Consider the following 17177-nt stretch of genomic DNA (forward strand, 5'->3'; position numbering starts at 1 on the left):
TCATCGGTTGTTGTGTCTGCTGTGTCTGTCGTGTTGTCTCGGTCGTCTCGTTCGTCTCCAGTTCACCTGAGTACCGCCCGTGCGTCCTTCGGGAGTTTGTCACCGACGAGTTCGAGTGCGAACCAGTGGGCGGCCCGCTCCTCGAACGCTCGGTGCCCGCTTCCGGCGACCCACGAGAGGAGACGCTGACGCAACGTCGGTCGTCCCGGTGTCGCCTCTTCGTGTCCGTCCAGCGCGTGGTGGCCCAACTCGTGTGCGAGGACGAGGTCTGCGGCGAGCGACGCCGTGATACCGAGTCGCTCGGCGAGGTGTGGGAGTTGCGAGTCGTACAGCGTGATGACGCTATCTGCGTACGTGCCGAACAGGTAGAGTCCGTCGACGCCGTCCCACTCGCTGTGCCGAACCGTGACACCGACGGCGGCGGCGAGTTCGGAGACGTCGTCTGTCCCGTATGTTGTACGGAGTTCGCGGGCGGTGGCTTCGGCGAGTGTCTTCGCTCGTTCGTCGTCCGTGGGACCGATACCGGTGGCTCGACGCGTCTCGTCCTGTGCGCGGAGTGCGTCGCCGAAGCTCATGGTTTCTCCGCGACGACGACGAGTCGTTCGTCGTCGTCGACGTCCTCCAGTTCGATGTCGACCAGCGAGAGTACCTGCTCGCGCGTGGACATCCCGCTGATGTCGACCAGCCGGTTCCCCTGTGCGATGTAGATGTTCGGCAGTTTCGTCGCAGAGTTGCTGAACACCGACTCGCGGTTCAACACCTGCTCGACGTTCCGTTCGAGGTTCTCACCTTGTGCTTCGTAGACGGCGGCGTCTTCGAGTTTCAGTTTGACGACGCCCGCGTTGTCGACGATAGAGAGCTTCGTCCGCTTCTTCGACAGGAGGCCGAACAGGCGTTCGGTCGTCGCCTCTGCCGTGTAGACGTGCAGGCCGTCTGTCGACGCACTCGCTTCGATCTCTGTGGTGTCTGCATCGAGTGCGGCGGCGGCCGCTTCGATTCGTTCGTCGCCACTCACCGCTCCCTGCGAGAGGTCACGCGTCTGCAGTTCGGTCGACCCCTCGGCTTCGGCCCGGAGCAGGTTCCGAGAGGCGTCGTACTCGACTTTCGCCTCGACCGTCTCCTGATTCGCGCCCATCCCGATGACGGAGTCGACTGCCTCACGGCGGAGTCGCTCTATCTCTTCTTCCGTTGGGTCCATCACGTTCCGCTCGACGACGTCGCGAACCATCGCGAGAGCGACGCCGATGGTACTGATTGTCTCGTGGTTCGTCGCCAACCGCACGTCGTAGTCGGTGTTCTCTGCGAGATACGGGAGGAGTGTGGCACTGCCACCGCCACCGCCGACGAGTTCCAAGAGGTCGGCGTTGAGGTCGTACTCGTCGATGATGTCCTCGATGACGGGCTGAATCGTGCCGATACTCACGTCGAGCACCGCTCTGGCCGCAGACTCCACGTCCGTTCCAAGTTCGGCGGCCAGCGGTTCGAACGCCCGTCTCGCAGCCTCCGGGTTGCCTGCCGCGTACCAGTCGTCGTCGACGAGTCCGAGGAGGTTCGACGCCCCACTCGGCGTGAGCGCGTATCGCGTTCCGTCGCTCGTCTCGATGGCGACGTACGCCGGGTCGTCCGGTTTCGGGTGGACGCGGACGAGTTTCGGGTCCACGATGTCCTCCGGGTCGGCGTAGACGGCGTAGGGTAGGTCGGCGATGTGAGCGCTTCGCGGGCCGGAGGCGACGACGTCGCCGTCTTCGACGCGAATCATCGACCCACCTGCGACACCCTCCGTCCGGATGTCGAGCGTCTCCAAGAACGTCGTGTGGTCGCCGATTTCGGCGGACTTCCACTTCGGTTGCCCGCGTTCGATGATACTGATGTCGGAGGAGGTGCCGCCGACTTCGACGAACACGCCGTCGGTGACGTTCTCGTACATCAACGCGCCTGCGACGCCCGCTGCCGGACCGGAGAGGATGGTCTGAATCGGGCGGCGTTGCATCTCCTCTATCTCCATCACCCCGCCGTCGGAGCGCATGATCATGAGCGGTGCCGTCACGCCCATCCCTTCGATACCGGCGGCCGTCGAACGCGACGTCTCCATCATCCGCGGGAGGATGCTCGCGTTGACGACGGCGGTTCGCGTCCGGACTTTCAGCCCGTAGCGTTTCGAGACGACGTTCGCCCCGATAGCGGCGAATCCGGCTTCGCGAGCCATCTCACAGACCTGCTCTTCCGCACGCGGGTCGTCGACGCCGAACACTTGGCTGGCGACGACGGCTTCGACGCCCTCGTCTCTGAACGTCTCGAAGGCGGCGTGAATCTCGTCTTCGGGGACGCCGTCGTCCAGCGAGACGAACGCCTGCGTCGTCTCGATGACTTGGTCGTTCTTCAGGTCGATGTTCTCGACGTCTGTCTCGGACCTGCCGCGGCGACCTTTCAGCCCCTTCCCCATACCGACGATACCGACTTTCGCCACGTCGCCTTCGAGGAGTGCGTTCGTCGCTTGGGTCGTCCCGTGCGCGAGAAACACGACGTCCTCCGGAGAGGCGTCTATCTCGTCGAGAATCTGTGAGGCGGCGTCGACGATACCGGCGGCGACACCGTCGTCTGCGTCGTGTGTCGTTGGAACCTTGACCTGGTCGAGGAGTTCGAGCGATTCACTGTCGATAGCGACAGCGTCGGTGAACGTCCCGCCCACGTCGATTCCGACTCGTATGTTTGTCATCGTTCGTTAGACTCCGAAGAGGTAGACCGAGGCGATAATTCCTACGGCTGCTGTCAACCACGCGAACGGAAGCACGCTCTTCGTGATGGCGTTGACGTTCACGCCCATCTCGTCGGCCGTCCACGCGTTGTGCGTGTTCGTCGGGTCGGCGGGGGCCTGCACGCGGAGCGCGCTGACCGCCGTCGTCGTGATGAGCGCCGGGTTGACGCCGATTGCGGCGAGTACACCGATGATACCGCTTCCGAGACCCCAGAGGTTGAGCGGGCCGCGGTAGAGTGCCAGCGGTGCGAGGACGATGAACATCACCGCGTAGAGAACCATATTCTCGGGGATGATAGCCGAGAGGAGCGGTTCCATCGTCGTCGCCACCGACTCGGCGAAGACAGCCTTCAGCAGCCAGCCGATAGCGACCATCAGCGCGATGGCCGGGGCCGCATTCGAAATCCCTTCGTGGAACGCGTGTGTCACCTGGTTCAGCGTCTGTTTCGGATTCGTCAACCCCTTCGCGCCAGGCTTGCTGAAGACGGCGGCGAACAGGATACCGACGACGAACGCCGGAAGCACTGGCAGCCCAGCGATGACTAGTACGACTGGAAGAACGGGCGCAAACAGTGCGTACGTCGGGACGTTTGAGCCCATCTGTTCGATGTTCTCCGCACCGGTACCTCCTTCGGCCGCCCACGTTGCCTGCAACGAAGAGGTCCGCGTCTGAAACGTGATGTATCCCAATCCAGCGAGGAGTGCGGCAGCACCTGTCGGGAGTGCCCACACCATGACGCTCTGCAGTTGGATACCGGTCACGTCGGCGTAGAAGACCCAGTTCGCCGGGTTGAACATCACGCCGTTGGCGTACCCGAGAAGGACGATTCCCGCCGCAATCTTGCGTGGGAAGCCGATACTGACCATAATCGGGAAGACGATGGTCGCAATCATGATGAACGCGCCGAGGCCAGAGATGCTCGTCGCGATGACGGCGACGGCGATGTACAACAGTACCGCGACCATGAACGGACTGTCGCCGCCGAGTTCCGCCGCCGTCTTGACTAAGTCTTCGGCGATGCCAGTCTGTTCGACGATTGCGCCGAGTGCCGCCCCGAAGAAGACGGCGACGAACGCCGCACTCAACCGTGTCGATCCGCCTACGATGACGTCGTTGAGAATCTGTTCGTAGCCTAATCCACCGACCACCGCGATACCGAGTGCCATCGCCGCGAGTGCGACGAACGTCGGCACCAACTCGGTCATCATCAGGAGGCCGAAGATGGCAAACACTGCGATAATCCCTACTGCATTGAGTATGCTCATGGTGTGATACACCGAGTCAATGTGTGAATTACCCCTATATATAATTATCGAACATGGCGGCGACAGAGTTGTGTAGAATTGTAGATAAGAACAGTGCACCCGGCATCGAGTGTACAGTGATTGGTCACTCGACACCCTTCACAAGGCGAAGAGAGCTGGTTCACGGAGAGACTACCGGACTCTGCCCACACGAAGGAGTTGACAATCGAGTGAGAACAATCGAACAGCTCGTTCGAGTGAATTCCACGACGTGGAACAGCTGTTCCATTCGAGTCTGAGATAGCGGAAGTTAGCAGTAACAATCATTATGAACCTACGCTAGTCGAACTGTGTTCCACGCTGCGGAATAGTCGTCTCACAGGATGGGATACGTTTATAACGAACGTTCGCAATGATGCGAGTAGACAATGGGAGACGAACACACCACACCGATGAAATCCGTCGTCACGGCGCTAGACATACTCGAAACGCTCCAAGAACAGGGGACGGCAGGCGTCTCCGAGATTGCGGACGCGAGTGGCCGACCGAAGAGCACCGTCCACCGTCACCTCGATACGTTTCTCGAGTGCGGATACGTCGTCAAGGAAGACACGGAGTACTGTATCGCCTTGAAGTCACTGCGACTCGCGTCGAGTGCACTCAGTCGACAGTTGGTCTATCCGGTGACGAAATCTGTCGTGCAGGAGCTCGCGGCGGAGACGGGCGAATCCGCCGCTATCGCCGTCGAAGAGAACGGACGTGCGGTGTACCTCTGTTACGACCGAGCGAACCAAGCAGTCCGCACCGACGCGCGACTCGGGATTCAGTTGTGTCTCCACTGCACCGGTGCCGGGAAAGCTATCTTCGCACACATGTCGGAAGCGGAGCGAGACGCCGTCATCGAGCAACACGGCCTGCCGAAGAAGACGGACCGAACGATCACCGACCGCGACGAACTCGAAGACGAACTCGCCGAGATTCGGGAGACGGGCCTCTCGTTCGACGACGAAGAGCGCGTCGACGGCATGCGCGGTATCGCCACACCGATTCAGAACCGCGAGACGGGCGAACTCCTCGGTGCGTTGACCGTCGCCGGGCCGACTCGCCGAATCAACGGTGAGCGATTCAGAACCGAGTTACCTGACCTCCTCCGCCGTGCGTCGAAGATGGTCGAAGTCAACATTACATATTCCTGAAGACGATGTGCATTACGCGGTTAGTTCTGTAATGCATACGACGATGGACGTTTCGACTCGACCGAGAACTGCTCGTCTCTCGGACCGACGAAGACATCCCACCGAATCCACGTAGACGGTTGTTTCTGCAGACTGCCATGAGCTATGGCCGAACCACATTAATCTGAACACATCTGTCTTTCTCTTCTAATAAATTTTCACTCTTTAGAATATAGAAATTTAAATAAAGAGCTTCTATCCGAATATAACCAAGAATCGGCTCTAAAAGTGCGTTTAACTTGTCTCAATTTGAAACTCAGAGGCAAGACTATCTATCTTTGCTGTGAGATTTGCTCTCTATATACCTATTTTGAGAGTTCTCTTTGGATTTATCTACTCTGTCTATCGCTGTTCAGAGTAACCCGTTCGGCAACGTTCACGCTAGGGTCTTATTCTACCACTGGGCTGACAGTATCAACCACGTACTTATCGAACGCCGACTACAACTACCGGTAATGAGCGACCGGTTGGCAGACCGACTCAAAGAGATTGGTGAGCAAAACGACCCGACGTTGCCTAGCGACCCGTTTGAGCGATATCTCTACAAGGATGAGGTGACGTTCTCGGCCTTCCAGTACATGCTTCGAAACCCTACTCAGAGCTTTTCGCGAACGCACGTCGGCAAGAACATCCCGTTCAGTGGGAGTGTGCTGCAGCAGTCCGACCGGTGGGACAAGTACCTCGAACACGGAATGGTAGAGAGAGTCGAGACAGACACACCGTGGGACGAGTACGTCGTCGTCGAAGACTCACCGTACGTGGAGTTCCTGCGGGAACTGTACTCGTTCGAGGAGTGACGGCTCTACTGCCAGCACCTTTCTACCCCTGAACAAGTGCCGTTCCATGTTCGTATTCGCTCTCTGCTGTCCATCTGAATCCACGGGTCTGATTCGTCGATAGCCGACGGGAACAGTCTGAGCGACCGCTCTTCACACGACCACAGTTTCGTCGTGTGAACGGACGCCTTCTTGCTCTCCGTCGCTCTCCTGGCGTGCGAGTCGAACCACCTTCGAACAGCAAGATTCTGAGACTGCGTCGTCTCGACAACCGTTCCATCAGACATATCTGTCACTGAGAGAGAGCGCAACCAATGCCCTCCATCCGGCATGACGACACCCCACAGACGCCACTCGGGTTTCTTCCCGTTCTCGCTGCCAACGTCCTCCCGCTCGCCGGAGTGGTGTGGTTCGGCTGGGACCCCGAAACGCTCGTCGCTATCTACGCGCTAGAGCTGTTGGTGCTGTTGCCGCTCGCGGGGATGAAGGCACTGTTCGCTGGCAAACCGCCCGCTTCCGACCGCGAGAACGGCGTCTTCAGCGTCTCCGAGAGCGACCTCGCGGACAAACGGGGGAGTGTCACCGTTCACGACCGTTTGCCGCCGGTCTATCCCCGGAACGTCCCGTTCACCGTCGCGGTTGTCAGCGGTGGCGTGTGGGTCGGTTTCTTCGTCCTCGCTCCAGTCTCGGAAGCCGTCGCGTTCCTCGACGTCCTCGGCCGTCCGGAGGTACTGCTCAGCGTCGGTGCACTGGTCGTCAGCCAGGTCGTCGAGACGACCCACACCTACTTCCGGAGCGGCCGATATGCGGAGGTCTCTCCGTACGCTGTCGTCGAAGTTCCGGCTCGACAGGCGTTCTTCCTCTCGGTCTTCCTGTTCGTCGTCGCAGTCGGCGGAGCGACGCCTGTGCTCGTCGTGTTCGTGTTCGTGAAGGTGCTCTTCGAGTGGTCTGGAGTCCGCGCCGAACGTGGCGGCGGCGGACGGGTCACTGGCTGGCTCTCCGGCCCCGACAGCGACACGACCGTCGACTCGGTCGACGTACCTGCGGGGCAGTCGTCAGTCACGATCGACGTCGACCGGCGCTCGGTCGCGGCGGCCGCAGTCTGGCGGGCGGCCACCACGACGGGACCGTTCTACGTCGTGTTGGCCGTGTTCGTCTGGCTCGGCGTACCCTCGTTCCTCGGCGACGGAGCGCCCTCGCTGGCGCTTTGGGTCGTGAGCGGTCTCGCCGGCCTCGTCCTCTTGGGTCTCATGCTCGTCGGCGACATCGTGGAGGCCGTTCTCGCGAACGGGTGGACGACGTACCACCGAATCGACGACCACCTCGTCGCCCACGACCGCTTGACCGACGAGCCACAGTGGGCGACGCCAATCAGTGAACTTCGTGACGCCGCTGTCGTCGAAACGCGACCCGCCGACCGGCACTTCGGAACGCGAACACTCACCGTGACGACGGGCTGGGGCGACGACGAGACCGAGCGAACGCTCGGCCCAGTCAACGACCCGAAGACGTTCACCGATACGTTCGACCTTCCGCTCCGGTCGACCGACCTCTCGCCGCTCGACCGGCGGTTCGTCGGTGCTGCGGTCGGTTCGGCTGTCTGCATCGCCGCTGGCGTCGTCGTCGTGGCTGCCACACCAGTCGGTCCGTCCGTTCCGTGGGTGGTCCTCCCGATGTCTCTTCCGTTTCTCGGTGCCGTCCCGATGGGCTTCTGGAAACTCGCACACCCGTGACCGGTTCGCTGGCCGCACGTCAAGAGGGGGACAATCAGTACAGCGAACTGACTCCCGAAACACGAACCAACTCACCCCTGCTCCACCGGTAAACAACCGTGCAGACCGTGGTCGAACGTCCTCGAAGACGACTCCGCCGACTCTCAGGGTCCGAATGCCGCGATATCGGCGCCGACTGTGGCCAGCGCGTCGGCGGGGTTCGGGTCGCTATCTGCCAAATGGGTGTACCGATGTTCTGGGATATTCGACAGCGCTACTGCGATAGCCTCGCTGTACGTCTCGACGCCCGGTTCTGTTGGGTCGTCGCCGTCCCACACGTCACGGATGACCGTCATCGAGTCGATACGAACGTCCACTCTGTGGGGTTCGTAGCGAGTCAGCAGTTCGGAGAGTCCGAGTTGGAGAGCGACGTACTCGGCAGTGTTGTTCCCCGCCCGGGAGCCGACGGGACGGCCGAGACGGGCGAGTTGGTTCTCCTCGGCGTCCATGATGACAGCGCCCGCACCCGCGGGGCCGGGATTGCCGCGTGAACTTCCGTCGACGTACAGGACGAATCCGTCGCCTGTCGGTTCGGGAGCAGGTGGTCGTGTGAGTTCCGATTCGGAGAGAGTTTCGAGCGCTCGACGCAGCTCTGTCGAAGTGGTCGCAGGGTCGAACAGACCCCCGTAACCAGGGACAGCGTCGTCGATAGCCTCGGTGGCGGCTCCCATCTCGTAGCCTACCTGTCCGAGTACCTCGTCGACGAGCGTGGCGAGCGGCGAAAGATGTTCGGCCGGGAGCGGTTCGTCGGTCACGCTATCAGCCTCTTCGACTTTCGGTTTCGGCACCTCAGCCTCTTCGCCTGGTCGCACCTCTGCATAGCGGCTCTCAGTAGCCGAGAAACATAATCCCTTCAGGTGCCACCCGTCGCTTTCCGGGATTCTGCAGCCACGTGGCGTACGAGAACGGCCGACGGTACCACCATCTCACCCCGAGTCACCGGTCACACCACGCAGTACGGAAGGTGACTGTCTCACGAAGGTCGAACGTGGGTACGCCGAGGTGCAGTCGGACTGTCCGATACCGCCGACCCAGCCCTTTTGTTTCAGGAGACCGAACTTGCGTTAATGGTCAGATTCTCCCCGCAACGTACCGAGACAGCCGAACCAGAGGAGACAGAGACGGCCGAGCAGTCAGCAACACAACTGTGTCCGGAGTGTGAATCGGAGGCAATCGTTCAGGACGGCGACGAACTGCTGTGTGAGGACTGTGGGCTCGTCCTCGACGAACAGACGATCGACCGTGGGCCGGAGTGGCGGGCGTTCAACGCCAGCGAGCGGGATTCGAAATCGCGTGTCGGCGCACCGACGACGAAGACGATGCACGACAAGGGGCTGACCACCCAGATCGACTGGAAGAACAAAGACGCCTACGGGAACTCACTATCCTCGAGAAAGCGCGAGCAGATGAGCCGGCTGCGGACGTGGCAAGAGCGCGTCCGAACGAAGGATGCTGGTGAGCGCAATCTCCAGTTTGCGCTCTCGGAGATGGATCGGATGGCTTCGGCACTCGGCGTCCCGAAATCGACGCGTGAAGTCGCCTCGGTCATCTACCGGCGCGCCCTCAACGAGGATTTGATTCGTGGACGCTCGATCGAGGGGGTCGCGACGGGCTGTCTGTATGCTGCCTGTCGTCAAGAAGGGATTCCGCGCAGCCTCGACGAAGTAGCCGACGTCTCGCGGGTTCCCTATCAGGAGATCGGACGAACCTATCGATACGTTGCCAAAGAACTGAGTCTCGAGATGCGGCCCGTCGATCCCAAAGAGTACGTCCCACGGTTTGCCTCCGAGTTAGACGTTCCCGAGGAGGTCGAACAGAAGGCAAACGACGTCATCGATACAGCGGCCGAGGAGGGATTGCTCTCTGGGAAGTCGCCAACTGGGTTTGCGGCTGCAGCGCTGTACGCGGCAGGACTGCTCTGTAACAAGAAGCGGACTCAGAAAGAAGTGGCCGACGTAGCGCAAGTGACAGAGGTGACGATTCGAAACCGGTATCAAGAGCAAATCGAAGCGATGGGGATTCACTAAGCAGTGGTCGCCCGTGGAGTCTGTCTTGACGATACCCGTCTCTCACATAACTGTTGATTGTCATCTCTTGGTCGAATCCCGCGTTCGAACAGGTTTCGAGTGAAATCCTTATAAGGTTGACCTCCAAACAAAGCATATGAGTTACGATACCGTCGTCTTCGACAATGACGGTGTCCTCGTCGGTCGGACGCGTTTTGACGTTCTCCGAGAGGCTACTGAAGAGACGTTTGCGAAGTTCGGTGTATCCGAGCCAAACCCCGACCACGTCGAGGATATGACTATTGGAGCGACGCCGAGTGGAGTCGCTACCGTCAGCGACGTCTACGATTTCGACCCGGAACAGTTCTGGCGGACTCGTGACAGTACCGTATCCGAAGCACAGCAGGACGAAGCCCGTGCAGAACGGAAGACACCCTACGAGGATATCGACACGTTGGCTGACCTCGACATCACGATGGGTATCGTCAGCTCGAACCAACAGGAGACTGTCGACTTCCTCCTCGAACACTTCGAGCTCGCCGGGATGTTCGACACTGCGTATGGCCGTGAGGCGACTATCGAGAGTCTCACCCTCCGAAAGCCGAACCCACACTACCTCAACCGTGCCCTGGCTGACCTCGATGCGGAGTCCGCGCTGTACGTCGGCGACAACGAGTCAGACATCCAGGCCGCCGAGAACGCGGGCATCGATTCCGCCTTTATCCGCCGTCCTCACCGCAGTGACTGGGAACTCAACACCTGGCCAACCTGGGACATCGACTCACTGGACGACCTCCACGAGATCTGTGGAGTCTGAGAACAGTCACTAGCCACGCTGGAGCAAACGCGGTGTCACCTTGCGCAGAGTGGGCCCCTACGTCGCCGTCCGAGAGCCGTGCGGTGAGTAGGTGGCTTCGACGCACAGTAGGATACTTCGACAGAGGTGGTCTGACTCACAGTGACGGCTCAGTGCACTGGGAGTGGTGGTGTGTGCGGACAGCAGCGTGTCGAGTGACCCACATCGATATACGGCCGCCCCTCGAAGAGCGACTACTACACCGATGGTCGAAGTTCCTGACTCACTGCAGTGTCTGTTTACTGCGTCTGTGACCGAGCAAGACGGTTCGTACCGTATCGAGATTCCGCGTGAGGAAGTCGAGCAGAGTGGACTCGACGTCGGCGAGTTCTATCGTGTTGGCGTGCTCACGCACGTCGGCGCGTCGTCGACGAATACACCCCCCGACGTCGTCCCGAGTGTAGAACACCGGGAAGTGCGGGGGCCGCCCGTCGACGAAGGTGAGATACGGGAGGTCACGATAGAGACGCTCGGCGAGGAAGGCGACGGCATCGCGAAGGTCGAGCGCGGCTACATCATCATCGTTGACGGCGGCGAACCCGGCGCAACTGTAGAGGTCGACGTGCATACCGTTCGTGAGAACGTCGCCTTCGCCGAGATTGTTGAGTCTGAATCGTAACGCTGCATTTGGCACGAGCGGTGGAACTCCCGGACGACTGTCAGAAACCGCCTGTCGTATGTAGCGGTTCAGTTCGGAATATACGGGAGTTTGTTACCGCACTCACATCTCTCTCCCACAGCAGTATCTCAGCAACGGTGGACTGTGGGCACTTGTTTTTGCAGTTTCACGACATACCCTACTACGCTTGACCCTGGGTTAGAGAACTCCGGGAACAGCGTATTCCAAGTACTGTTGTTGAAAGTAAACGAACATAGAGCGTCAATTTATCACCAATGAGTCGATTCGAAGACTGTTCGATACATCGCAGAGCGTTCATGAGTGGAATCGCTAACACTGGGGCTATACTGTCGTTGAGTGGTGGAACGTATGTAACTGGAACTGGAACCGTTCGGCTTGACCCAGTGTTCGGGGACGAATTCGAGACCGTTGCAGCGAATCCGGGAGATGCGACTCAACACTGGCTCGGACCTGGGTTGTGGGGAAATAGACTGCAAGATTGGAAACACGAGGACGGAAAAATCGTCTGTCTGCAGTCGACGAGTGGTCACGAGATTCGAACGGTAGCCCTTCTCACACGCGAAATCGTCGCAGGTGATACTACTGGACATCTCCGCGTCACGACTGGTCTCGCAGGGGTACGGAAACACGCAGGGTTCTGTGGATTCCTGATCGGCGTCAACGAAGAGTTGGACTACCGGGCGAGAGCACTGGCTCAGCGGAGTTCAGGGAAAGGTGGTGGGATGCTGTGTACGTTCGAGATGGACGGACAGGTGCGGTTTCGCGACCACACCGACGAACGACGACCGCTCGAATTCCGCGAACTATCCTCGGAGACGCACGCTAAGATGACCGCTCCCCAGCGACCGACAACCGACGACGACTTCGAACTGGCCCTCGATATCTTTCCACGGCCCGAAGGTAGATTCGACGTTCGCTTGAACGTACACGACGCCAATACTGGACGATATCTCGCAGGAGCGCCTCGCCAAAACGTCGCTGAAAAAGACGTCCTGGGTGGTATTTCACTCGTCTCGTCGCCACCATCCCGAACTGCGGGTACCCGGTGGTGGTTTCAGGGGGTCGAAACCGCCGGAGACAAGATTGCCGTCCATCCCGAGAGACAGTTTGGGCCGATCGCCGGAACGATGTATTCCCAATCTGCGGGTGTTCTCAAGCTCACCACACAGCTACTCCCCGTCGGAGACGAAAACGGCCGCCTCCGTCTCAACTATCGTCCGTTTGAGGAGGATGCAACGTGGAGGAAGGGGCCAACGGCCACTGTCGAATCTGGCTACGTTGCTCGCTTCCGAGTCGAGGAGTGGGACGCGACACGTGACTGGGAGTATCTTGTCACCTATCGAGATAGTACCGGCGTTGTCGGTCACTATCGAGGTCGAATTCGGGCAGAGCCCAGCGGTGAGAACCTTACTATCGCGTTGTTCAGTTGTGTTGCAGCGAGTGCACGGCGACTCGATAGTGGCAGTAGCTCTCGTGGACGGTTCGATAAAGGACGACTTGGTCGATACACTCCCGAAAATCTGTACTTTCCCCACGAGTCACTGGTGAGCAATGCGGGCGCTCACGATCCGGATCTGCTCGTCTTCGCCGGTGACCAACTGTACCAAAGCAGCCCGACTCGGGCTTCGAAGTCACCGAACCCGGACCTAGATTATCTCTACAAGTGGTATCTATGGGTGTGGGCGTTCCGTGACCTAACGCGTTCGATACCATCGATCACGCTCGTCGACGACCACGACGTTTACCAGTCGAACTTGTGGGGTGCACGCGGGCGGCGGGACGAACCACATCCATACGAAGATGCGATACGGAGAGGGCAACGCGAACAAAATATTGCTGAAGGAGGGTACGTTTGCACGCCCTCGTTCGTCAAACAGGTTCAGCGAGTCCAATGTGGGCACAACCCGGACCCCTACTCTATCCGATCCATCGCGTTCGGAATTCCGGTCTACTATACTGATTTCGTATACGGCGGGGTGAACTTTGCACTGCTCGAAGACCGCAAGTTCAAATCCCCGCCTCCAGCACGTGCGGACCCGAACGAATCACTCGAACTCCTCGGTGAACAACAAGAGCGCTTCTTATCCGACTGGGCTGAACGAATCCCGCGAAATGGTCCCGCCATCTGTTTGACGCAGACGTGCTTTGCTGCCGCACACACTGGCCCAGGGGGGCGGCCAGAACGTGATTACGACGCAAACGGATATCCTGCGAGCGGTCGGAACCGAGCGATCAGACTACTCCGTGACGCGAACGCCCTCGTCCTCTCGGGCGATCAACATCTCGCGACACTCATCCGCCACGGCGTGGACCAACATACCGATGGAATAGTGCAGTTCAACGGACCTGCGGGGGGGACGACCTTCCAGCGATGGTTCGAGCCGAAACCTCCGCTACCGAACGGCACCGGACATCCCAACACTGGTGACTTCACAGACGCCTTCGGAAACAAGCTTCGAGTGCTCGCTGTTGCGAATCCAACAGTCTCGTACGCGACGTTCCGCCGGTTTCAGCAGGGTCACCATCTCTATCGTCGGCAACACAAACGCGAAGGATACGGAATTGTTCACGTTGACCGTGATGCCGAAGAGTTCGTCATCGAATGCTGGCCCTGGGACGAAGATCCGTTGGCGGACGAAGCCTCCCAGTATACAGGGTGGCCGTATCGATTGCCCTTTAGCGAAGTTCGAGGAGAAAGCCCCGTGTCCTAGCGTGGGGGTAAACCCGACACTCTCCGTCGCGAATCACCGTCGATAGTACGGTCTAATATTCCAATGGGCTCACAAGATTGCGTACTAGGTCACGACTGTAATGGTCACGACGACTGTCACCGCGAAGCTACACAATCCATGCTCTCACCGAGGAGAGAGTGGCAACAAAGCGCTCTTCTCTACCGCGAGACCGGACAACTCTGTATCGACGAATTGGTGAACGGCGACTTCGGGAAGTCCGTGACCACTGCCAGCATCGACAGCAATCTCTACTCAGATATGTGTTCGGAGTGCAATCGTGGACGAGATGCCGACCTGGACACTTCGGAGAAGGTCGACGCGGTTGGGCACGTCCACCTCGGTGACGTGCTCGGCCGACACGAATCGGGTACAGGTGACCCCGACTACCGAAACGCCCTTGGGGCACTTGCCGACACTTGGTGCGACGGCTACGTCGGCTGTGAGCTCTTCCCCGAGGGTGATGCCACCGACGCCGTCGCCGGCGTGGTCGAGATGGCTGTCGACGACCGGTGAGGGCATCGAGACGTTCGTGTCTCGTCCGTCCGAACACAGCACTACAGCACTCAGTATCGATAGACGTCGTCACCACCGTTGTTCTCAACTTCGTTCTCCCACAGAATCACGCGACTCGCACCGTCGGATACGATTCCTAGCAGATTTTGCACGACGCGGTTCTCTCGGAGGACAACGAGGTTCGTGTCTTCGAGTGACACTCCATACCCATTGTCGTGGACCCGGAGGTTCCGAACTTCTCCGCCCCGTACGCTCTCGAAGCGTAGTCCGTAATCCCAGCGGCTGAGTGTGACGTTCTTGATCGTCACGTCTCGTGCATCCGACACGACGATTCCGGCCGTATCACTTACTCCGTTGCCGGTGATTGTGCTTCCGTTGCCGTCGAAGACGACGTCGTCTGCCTCGATTCGGATGAACGATTCTGAGAGACGCGTCCCTCCCCCATTTTGAATATCTCTCGCCAGGGTGTACGTTCCCGATTCCGTGATGGTGGTCTGTGATTTGATCTGGTTAGCCATAGAATTACGCCTTCGCCCACTCGGGCCACTCGGGCCGCTCCTCTCCGTCGAACGTTGCATCGCCTGACATCGCTTTTATCGCTCGGGCGTCCTCGACGCTCCACACCGACCCGTCTTCGTGGAACACGCCGCTGATGACACCATTCTTCCGCTGTGGTTGGACCCACGCTGGCTTGACCATCAGCGACCAGAAGAAGTTCCCGACGCCAGCCTCGTGAATCGTGGGTGCTAAACTTGCGTAATCGGGCGTCTTTTCGCCGGGTTTTGGCTCTGCGGTGAACCCTCGACCATCGCGTGTTCGCTGCCACTCTGTGAGCCAGACGGGCATATCCAGTGCGTCTCGACAGAGACACACTCGCGAGAGCATCGTTCGGTACGTCGGTCGATCTTTCACAAAGTTGTAATGGAACTGAGCGATTTCGTTACCCCACCGTCCGTACTCGGCGTTGTTCGCGATACTCGTCGATCCAACGGTGAGTGGGACACGTCCGCGTCGCTCACGGAGTGTCCGAAACATCTCACGGGCGAACACCTTCTTACTGACTTTCCAACCGGGTTCGTTCATGACTTCGATTCCGAGCAACCGGTCGTCGTCACGGTACCGTTGCATAAACCAGTGGACAAACTGCCGTGGTCTGTCCCACAGCTGTCTATTCTCGAGTACTCTCTTCGGAGGGGAACTCAAGCCCGTCGCTGACTTGGGATTCGTATCGGCCAGTCGTTTTGGCGTTGGACTCCGTCCGACGCCGTCGAAGAGCCCCAAGAGAACCGAGATGTCGCGGTCGGCAGCCGCCTGCAAAAAGTGGTCGAGGGCTCTCTCGTGGCCACGGGGGTTCTCTCTCCATGCTTCGTACGACAACCACGTCCGGACTGCGTTCAGATTGATGCGTGTCGCGTAGGTCAGATCACGCTCGATGACTGCCGGTTCGTAGTGTTGCCACATCTGATACAAGTTGTATGCTCGCGATGGAATGTAAATCGCCCCTCGGACGTCGACGACATCTCGTTCGGTAAGAAGCGAGTTTATCGAATTAGGCACGTCGAGCTCCGGAACCCATTCACGCTCGTCGACGTCGCCAATTCGGGTGGTACATCCCGCCACTCCGGCTATTCCTCCGACTACACCTGCCGCTAGATATCGCCGCCGAGTAAGGCTTTGCTTTGGACTCATTTCGGGAATCTCCTCGGGTAAGGTAGTTCAGCCCCAGAGACCATACAATGTCTCATCAAACCGTTGTCACTCTAAGAGTGTATTCAGTGAAGGGGATATATCCATTCTAGCCGAAACTTCGAATGCCTCCTCGGCGGAGACGAAACAGTGGAACGGTAGCTGCCTCACTAGTACAAAATAGTTCTACGACCACATTACTGTACTCTCCACGTAAGCGTTTGATTACCATCAACTCGATAGGACGTACCTCTCTTCCGAGCCGACTTGTGGTAACCTATCCGAAGCAGTTTCCACACGGGAAACCGCCTAAAATCCGACGACAGCCGGGACACCGACACCCACAAAACGAGTTTAGGCTAGCTCGTCCAGCGCGTCCCGAACGGCGTCGACGGCTTCGCCGAGTTGGTCTCTCGAAATCGTCAGCGGCGGCTGGAAGCGCATCACGCTCTTGTAGTAACCGCCCACACCCATGACGACGTTCGACTCCTCGCGGAGATGTTCGCCGACTGCGTTCGCGAGTTTCTCGTCCGGGTTCGGCGCGACGTGCTGTGGACGGGTCGTCTCCGGTTGGACGAGTTCGATACCCTGCATCAGACCGACTCCACGCGCTTCGCCGACAGCGTCGTAGTCAGATTCGAGAGTGTCGAGTTCGGCCGAGAGCCACTCGCCGTTCTCCCGAGCGTTTGTGACGATGCCGTCCTGCAGTTCGTCGATGGTCGCCAACGCGGCAGCGCAGGCGACGGGGTTGCCCCCGAGCGTCGAGAGGTGGTCACCGGACTCGAAGGTCGATTCGGGTAGACGTACGAACAGTTGCGGACGAACTCTTCTAACTGCTCGGTCGCAGCCTCGACGGCGGTTTCGTTGCCGTGACCGATGTTCGTCACCGAGATGCCGGAGAAGACGTCGAGCAACGTCCTCCGCTCTGTGTATGTCGGTTGTACACATGACTCATCCACCA

Annotated in this window: 14 protein-coding genes and 1 pseudogene; 8 read left to right on the forward strand and 7 right to left on the reverse strand. The window is 59.3% G+C overall.

Translation table 11 applies throughout. From position 1 onward, the window contains the following. Positions 1-62: 62 nt before the first annotated feature. The 3 genes from BM083_RS16930 to BM083_RS16940 are packed head-to-tail and all read right to left on the reverse strand — an operon-like array spanning position 63 to position 4021. Positions 63-575, reverse strand: a complete 513-nt coding sequence (locus tag BM083_RS16930; protein ID WP_089870872.1) for a hypothetical protein — start codon at positions 573-575, stop codon at positions 63-65. Then, complete coding sequence (locus BM083_RS16935; RefSeq protein ID WP_089870874.1) at positions 572-2716, reverse strand: hydantoinase/oxoprolinase family protein; 2145 nt, start codon at positions 2714-2716, stop codon at positions 572-574. The genes BM083_RS16930 and BM083_RS16935 overlap by 4 nt, the downstream gene beginning before the upstream one ends. Before the next feature lie 6 nt (positions 2717-2722). Beyond that, positions 2723-4021, reverse strand: coding sequence for a citrate transporter (locus BM083_RS16940; protein WP_245756924.1), 1299 nt, complete (start codon positions 4019-4021; stop codon positions 2723-2725). A gap of 407 nt (positions 4022-4428) precedes the next feature. Here BM083_RS16940 and BM083_RS16945 point away from each other — a divergent pair, with 407 nt between their 5' ends. The 3 genes from BM083_RS16945 (at position 4429) to BM083_RS16955 (ending at position 7744) form a co-directional block, all read left to right on the forward strand. Next, a complete protein-coding gene (locus BM083_RS16945) occupies positions 4429-5196 on the forward strand; it encodes an IclR family transcriptional regulator (protein WP_089870879.1) in 768 nt (255 codons plus the stop codon). A 494-nt stretch (positions 5197-5690) separates the two neighbouring features. Continuing rightward, positions 5691-6032 (forward strand): hypothetical protein, encoded by a 342-nt coding sequence (locus BM083_RS16950; RefSeq protein ID WP_089870881.1) that lies wholly within the window; start codon positions 5691-5693, stop codon positions 6030-6032. A 293-nt stretch (positions 6033-6325) separates the two neighbouring features. Next, entirely contained in the window at positions 6326-7744 is a 1419-nt protein-coding gene (locus BM083_RS16955; RefSeq protein ID WP_089870884.1) for a DUF6498-containing protein, read from the forward strand. 143 nt (positions 7745-7887) lie between these two features. Here the strand turns inward: BM083_RS16955 and BM083_RS16960 are convergent, their stop codons facing one another. Next, positions 7888-8538: a ribonuclease HI family protein gene (locus tag BM083_RS16960; RefSeq protein WP_089870964.1), complete on the reverse strand. Its 651-nt coding sequence runs from the start codon at positions 8536-8538 to the stop codon at positions 7888-7890. A gap of 312 nt (positions 8539-8850) precedes the next feature. Between BM083_RS16960 and BM083_RS16965 the strand changes: the two genes are divergently transcribed. From BM083_RS16965 to BM083_RS16990, 5 genes are all read left to right on the forward strand, one after another. After that, entirely contained in the window at positions 8851-9810 is a 960-nt protein-coding gene (locus tag BM083_RS16965) for a transcription initiation factor IIB (RefSeq protein WP_089870886.1), read from the forward strand. Between the two features lie 136 nt (positions 9811-9946). Continuing rightward, complete coding sequence (locus BM083_RS16970; protein ID WP_089870888.1) at positions 9947-10606, forward strand: HAD family hydrolase; 660 nt, start codon at positions 9947-9949, stop codon at positions 10604-10606. A 244-nt stretch (positions 10607-10850) separates the two neighbouring features. After that, complete coding sequence (locus tag BM083_RS16975; RefSeq protein ID WP_089870891.1) at positions 10851-11264, forward strand: TRAM domain-containing protein; 414 nt, start codon at positions 10851-10853, stop codon at positions 11262-11264. 1565 nt (positions 11265-12829) lie between these two features. Then, positions 12830-13996, forward strand: coding sequence for an alkaline phosphatase D family protein (locus BM083_RS23470; protein WP_177197676.1), 1167 nt, complete (start codon positions 12830-12832; stop codon positions 13994-13996). 216 nt (positions 13997-14212) lie between these two features. Further along, positions 14213-14530, forward strand: a complete 318-nt coding sequence (locus BM083_RS16990; RefSeq protein WP_177197677.1) for a hypothetical protein — start codon at positions 14213-14215, stop codon at positions 14528-14530. A gap of 50 nt (positions 14531-14580) precedes the next feature. On the opposite strand, the gene BM083_RS16995 is transcribed toward BM083_RS16990, so the two are convergent. The 3 genes and pseudogenes from BM083_RS16995 to BM083_RS17005 form a co-directional block, all read right to left on the reverse strand. Beyond that, positions 14581-15048 carry a NosD domain-containing protein gene (locus tag BM083_RS16995; RefSeq protein ID WP_177197678.1) on the reverse strand — a complete coding sequence of 156 codons (468 nt, stop codon included), beginning with the start codon at positions 15046-15048 and terminating at the stop codon, positions 14581-14583. Between the two features lie 4 nt (positions 15049-15052). Beyond that, a complete protein-coding gene (locus BM083_RS23840) occupies positions 15053-15658 on the reverse strand; it encodes a glycoside hydrolase 5 family protein (protein WP_245756925.1) in 606 nt (201 codons plus the stop codon). Positions 15659-16570: 912 nt separating this feature from the next. Beyond that, positions 16571-17002, reverse strand: a pseudogene (locus BM083_RS17005) (aminotransferase class III-fold pyridoxal phosphate-dependent enzyme); the annotation flags it as partial. Between the last annotated feature and the right edge of the window lie 175 nt (positions 17003-17177).

The sequence above is a fragment of the Halogranum rubrum genome, from assembly GCF_900114455.1.
In the GTDB taxonomy this organism is placed as follows: domain Archaea; phylum Halobacteriota; class Halobacteria; order Halobacteriales; family Haloferacaceae; genus Halogranum; species Halogranum rubrum.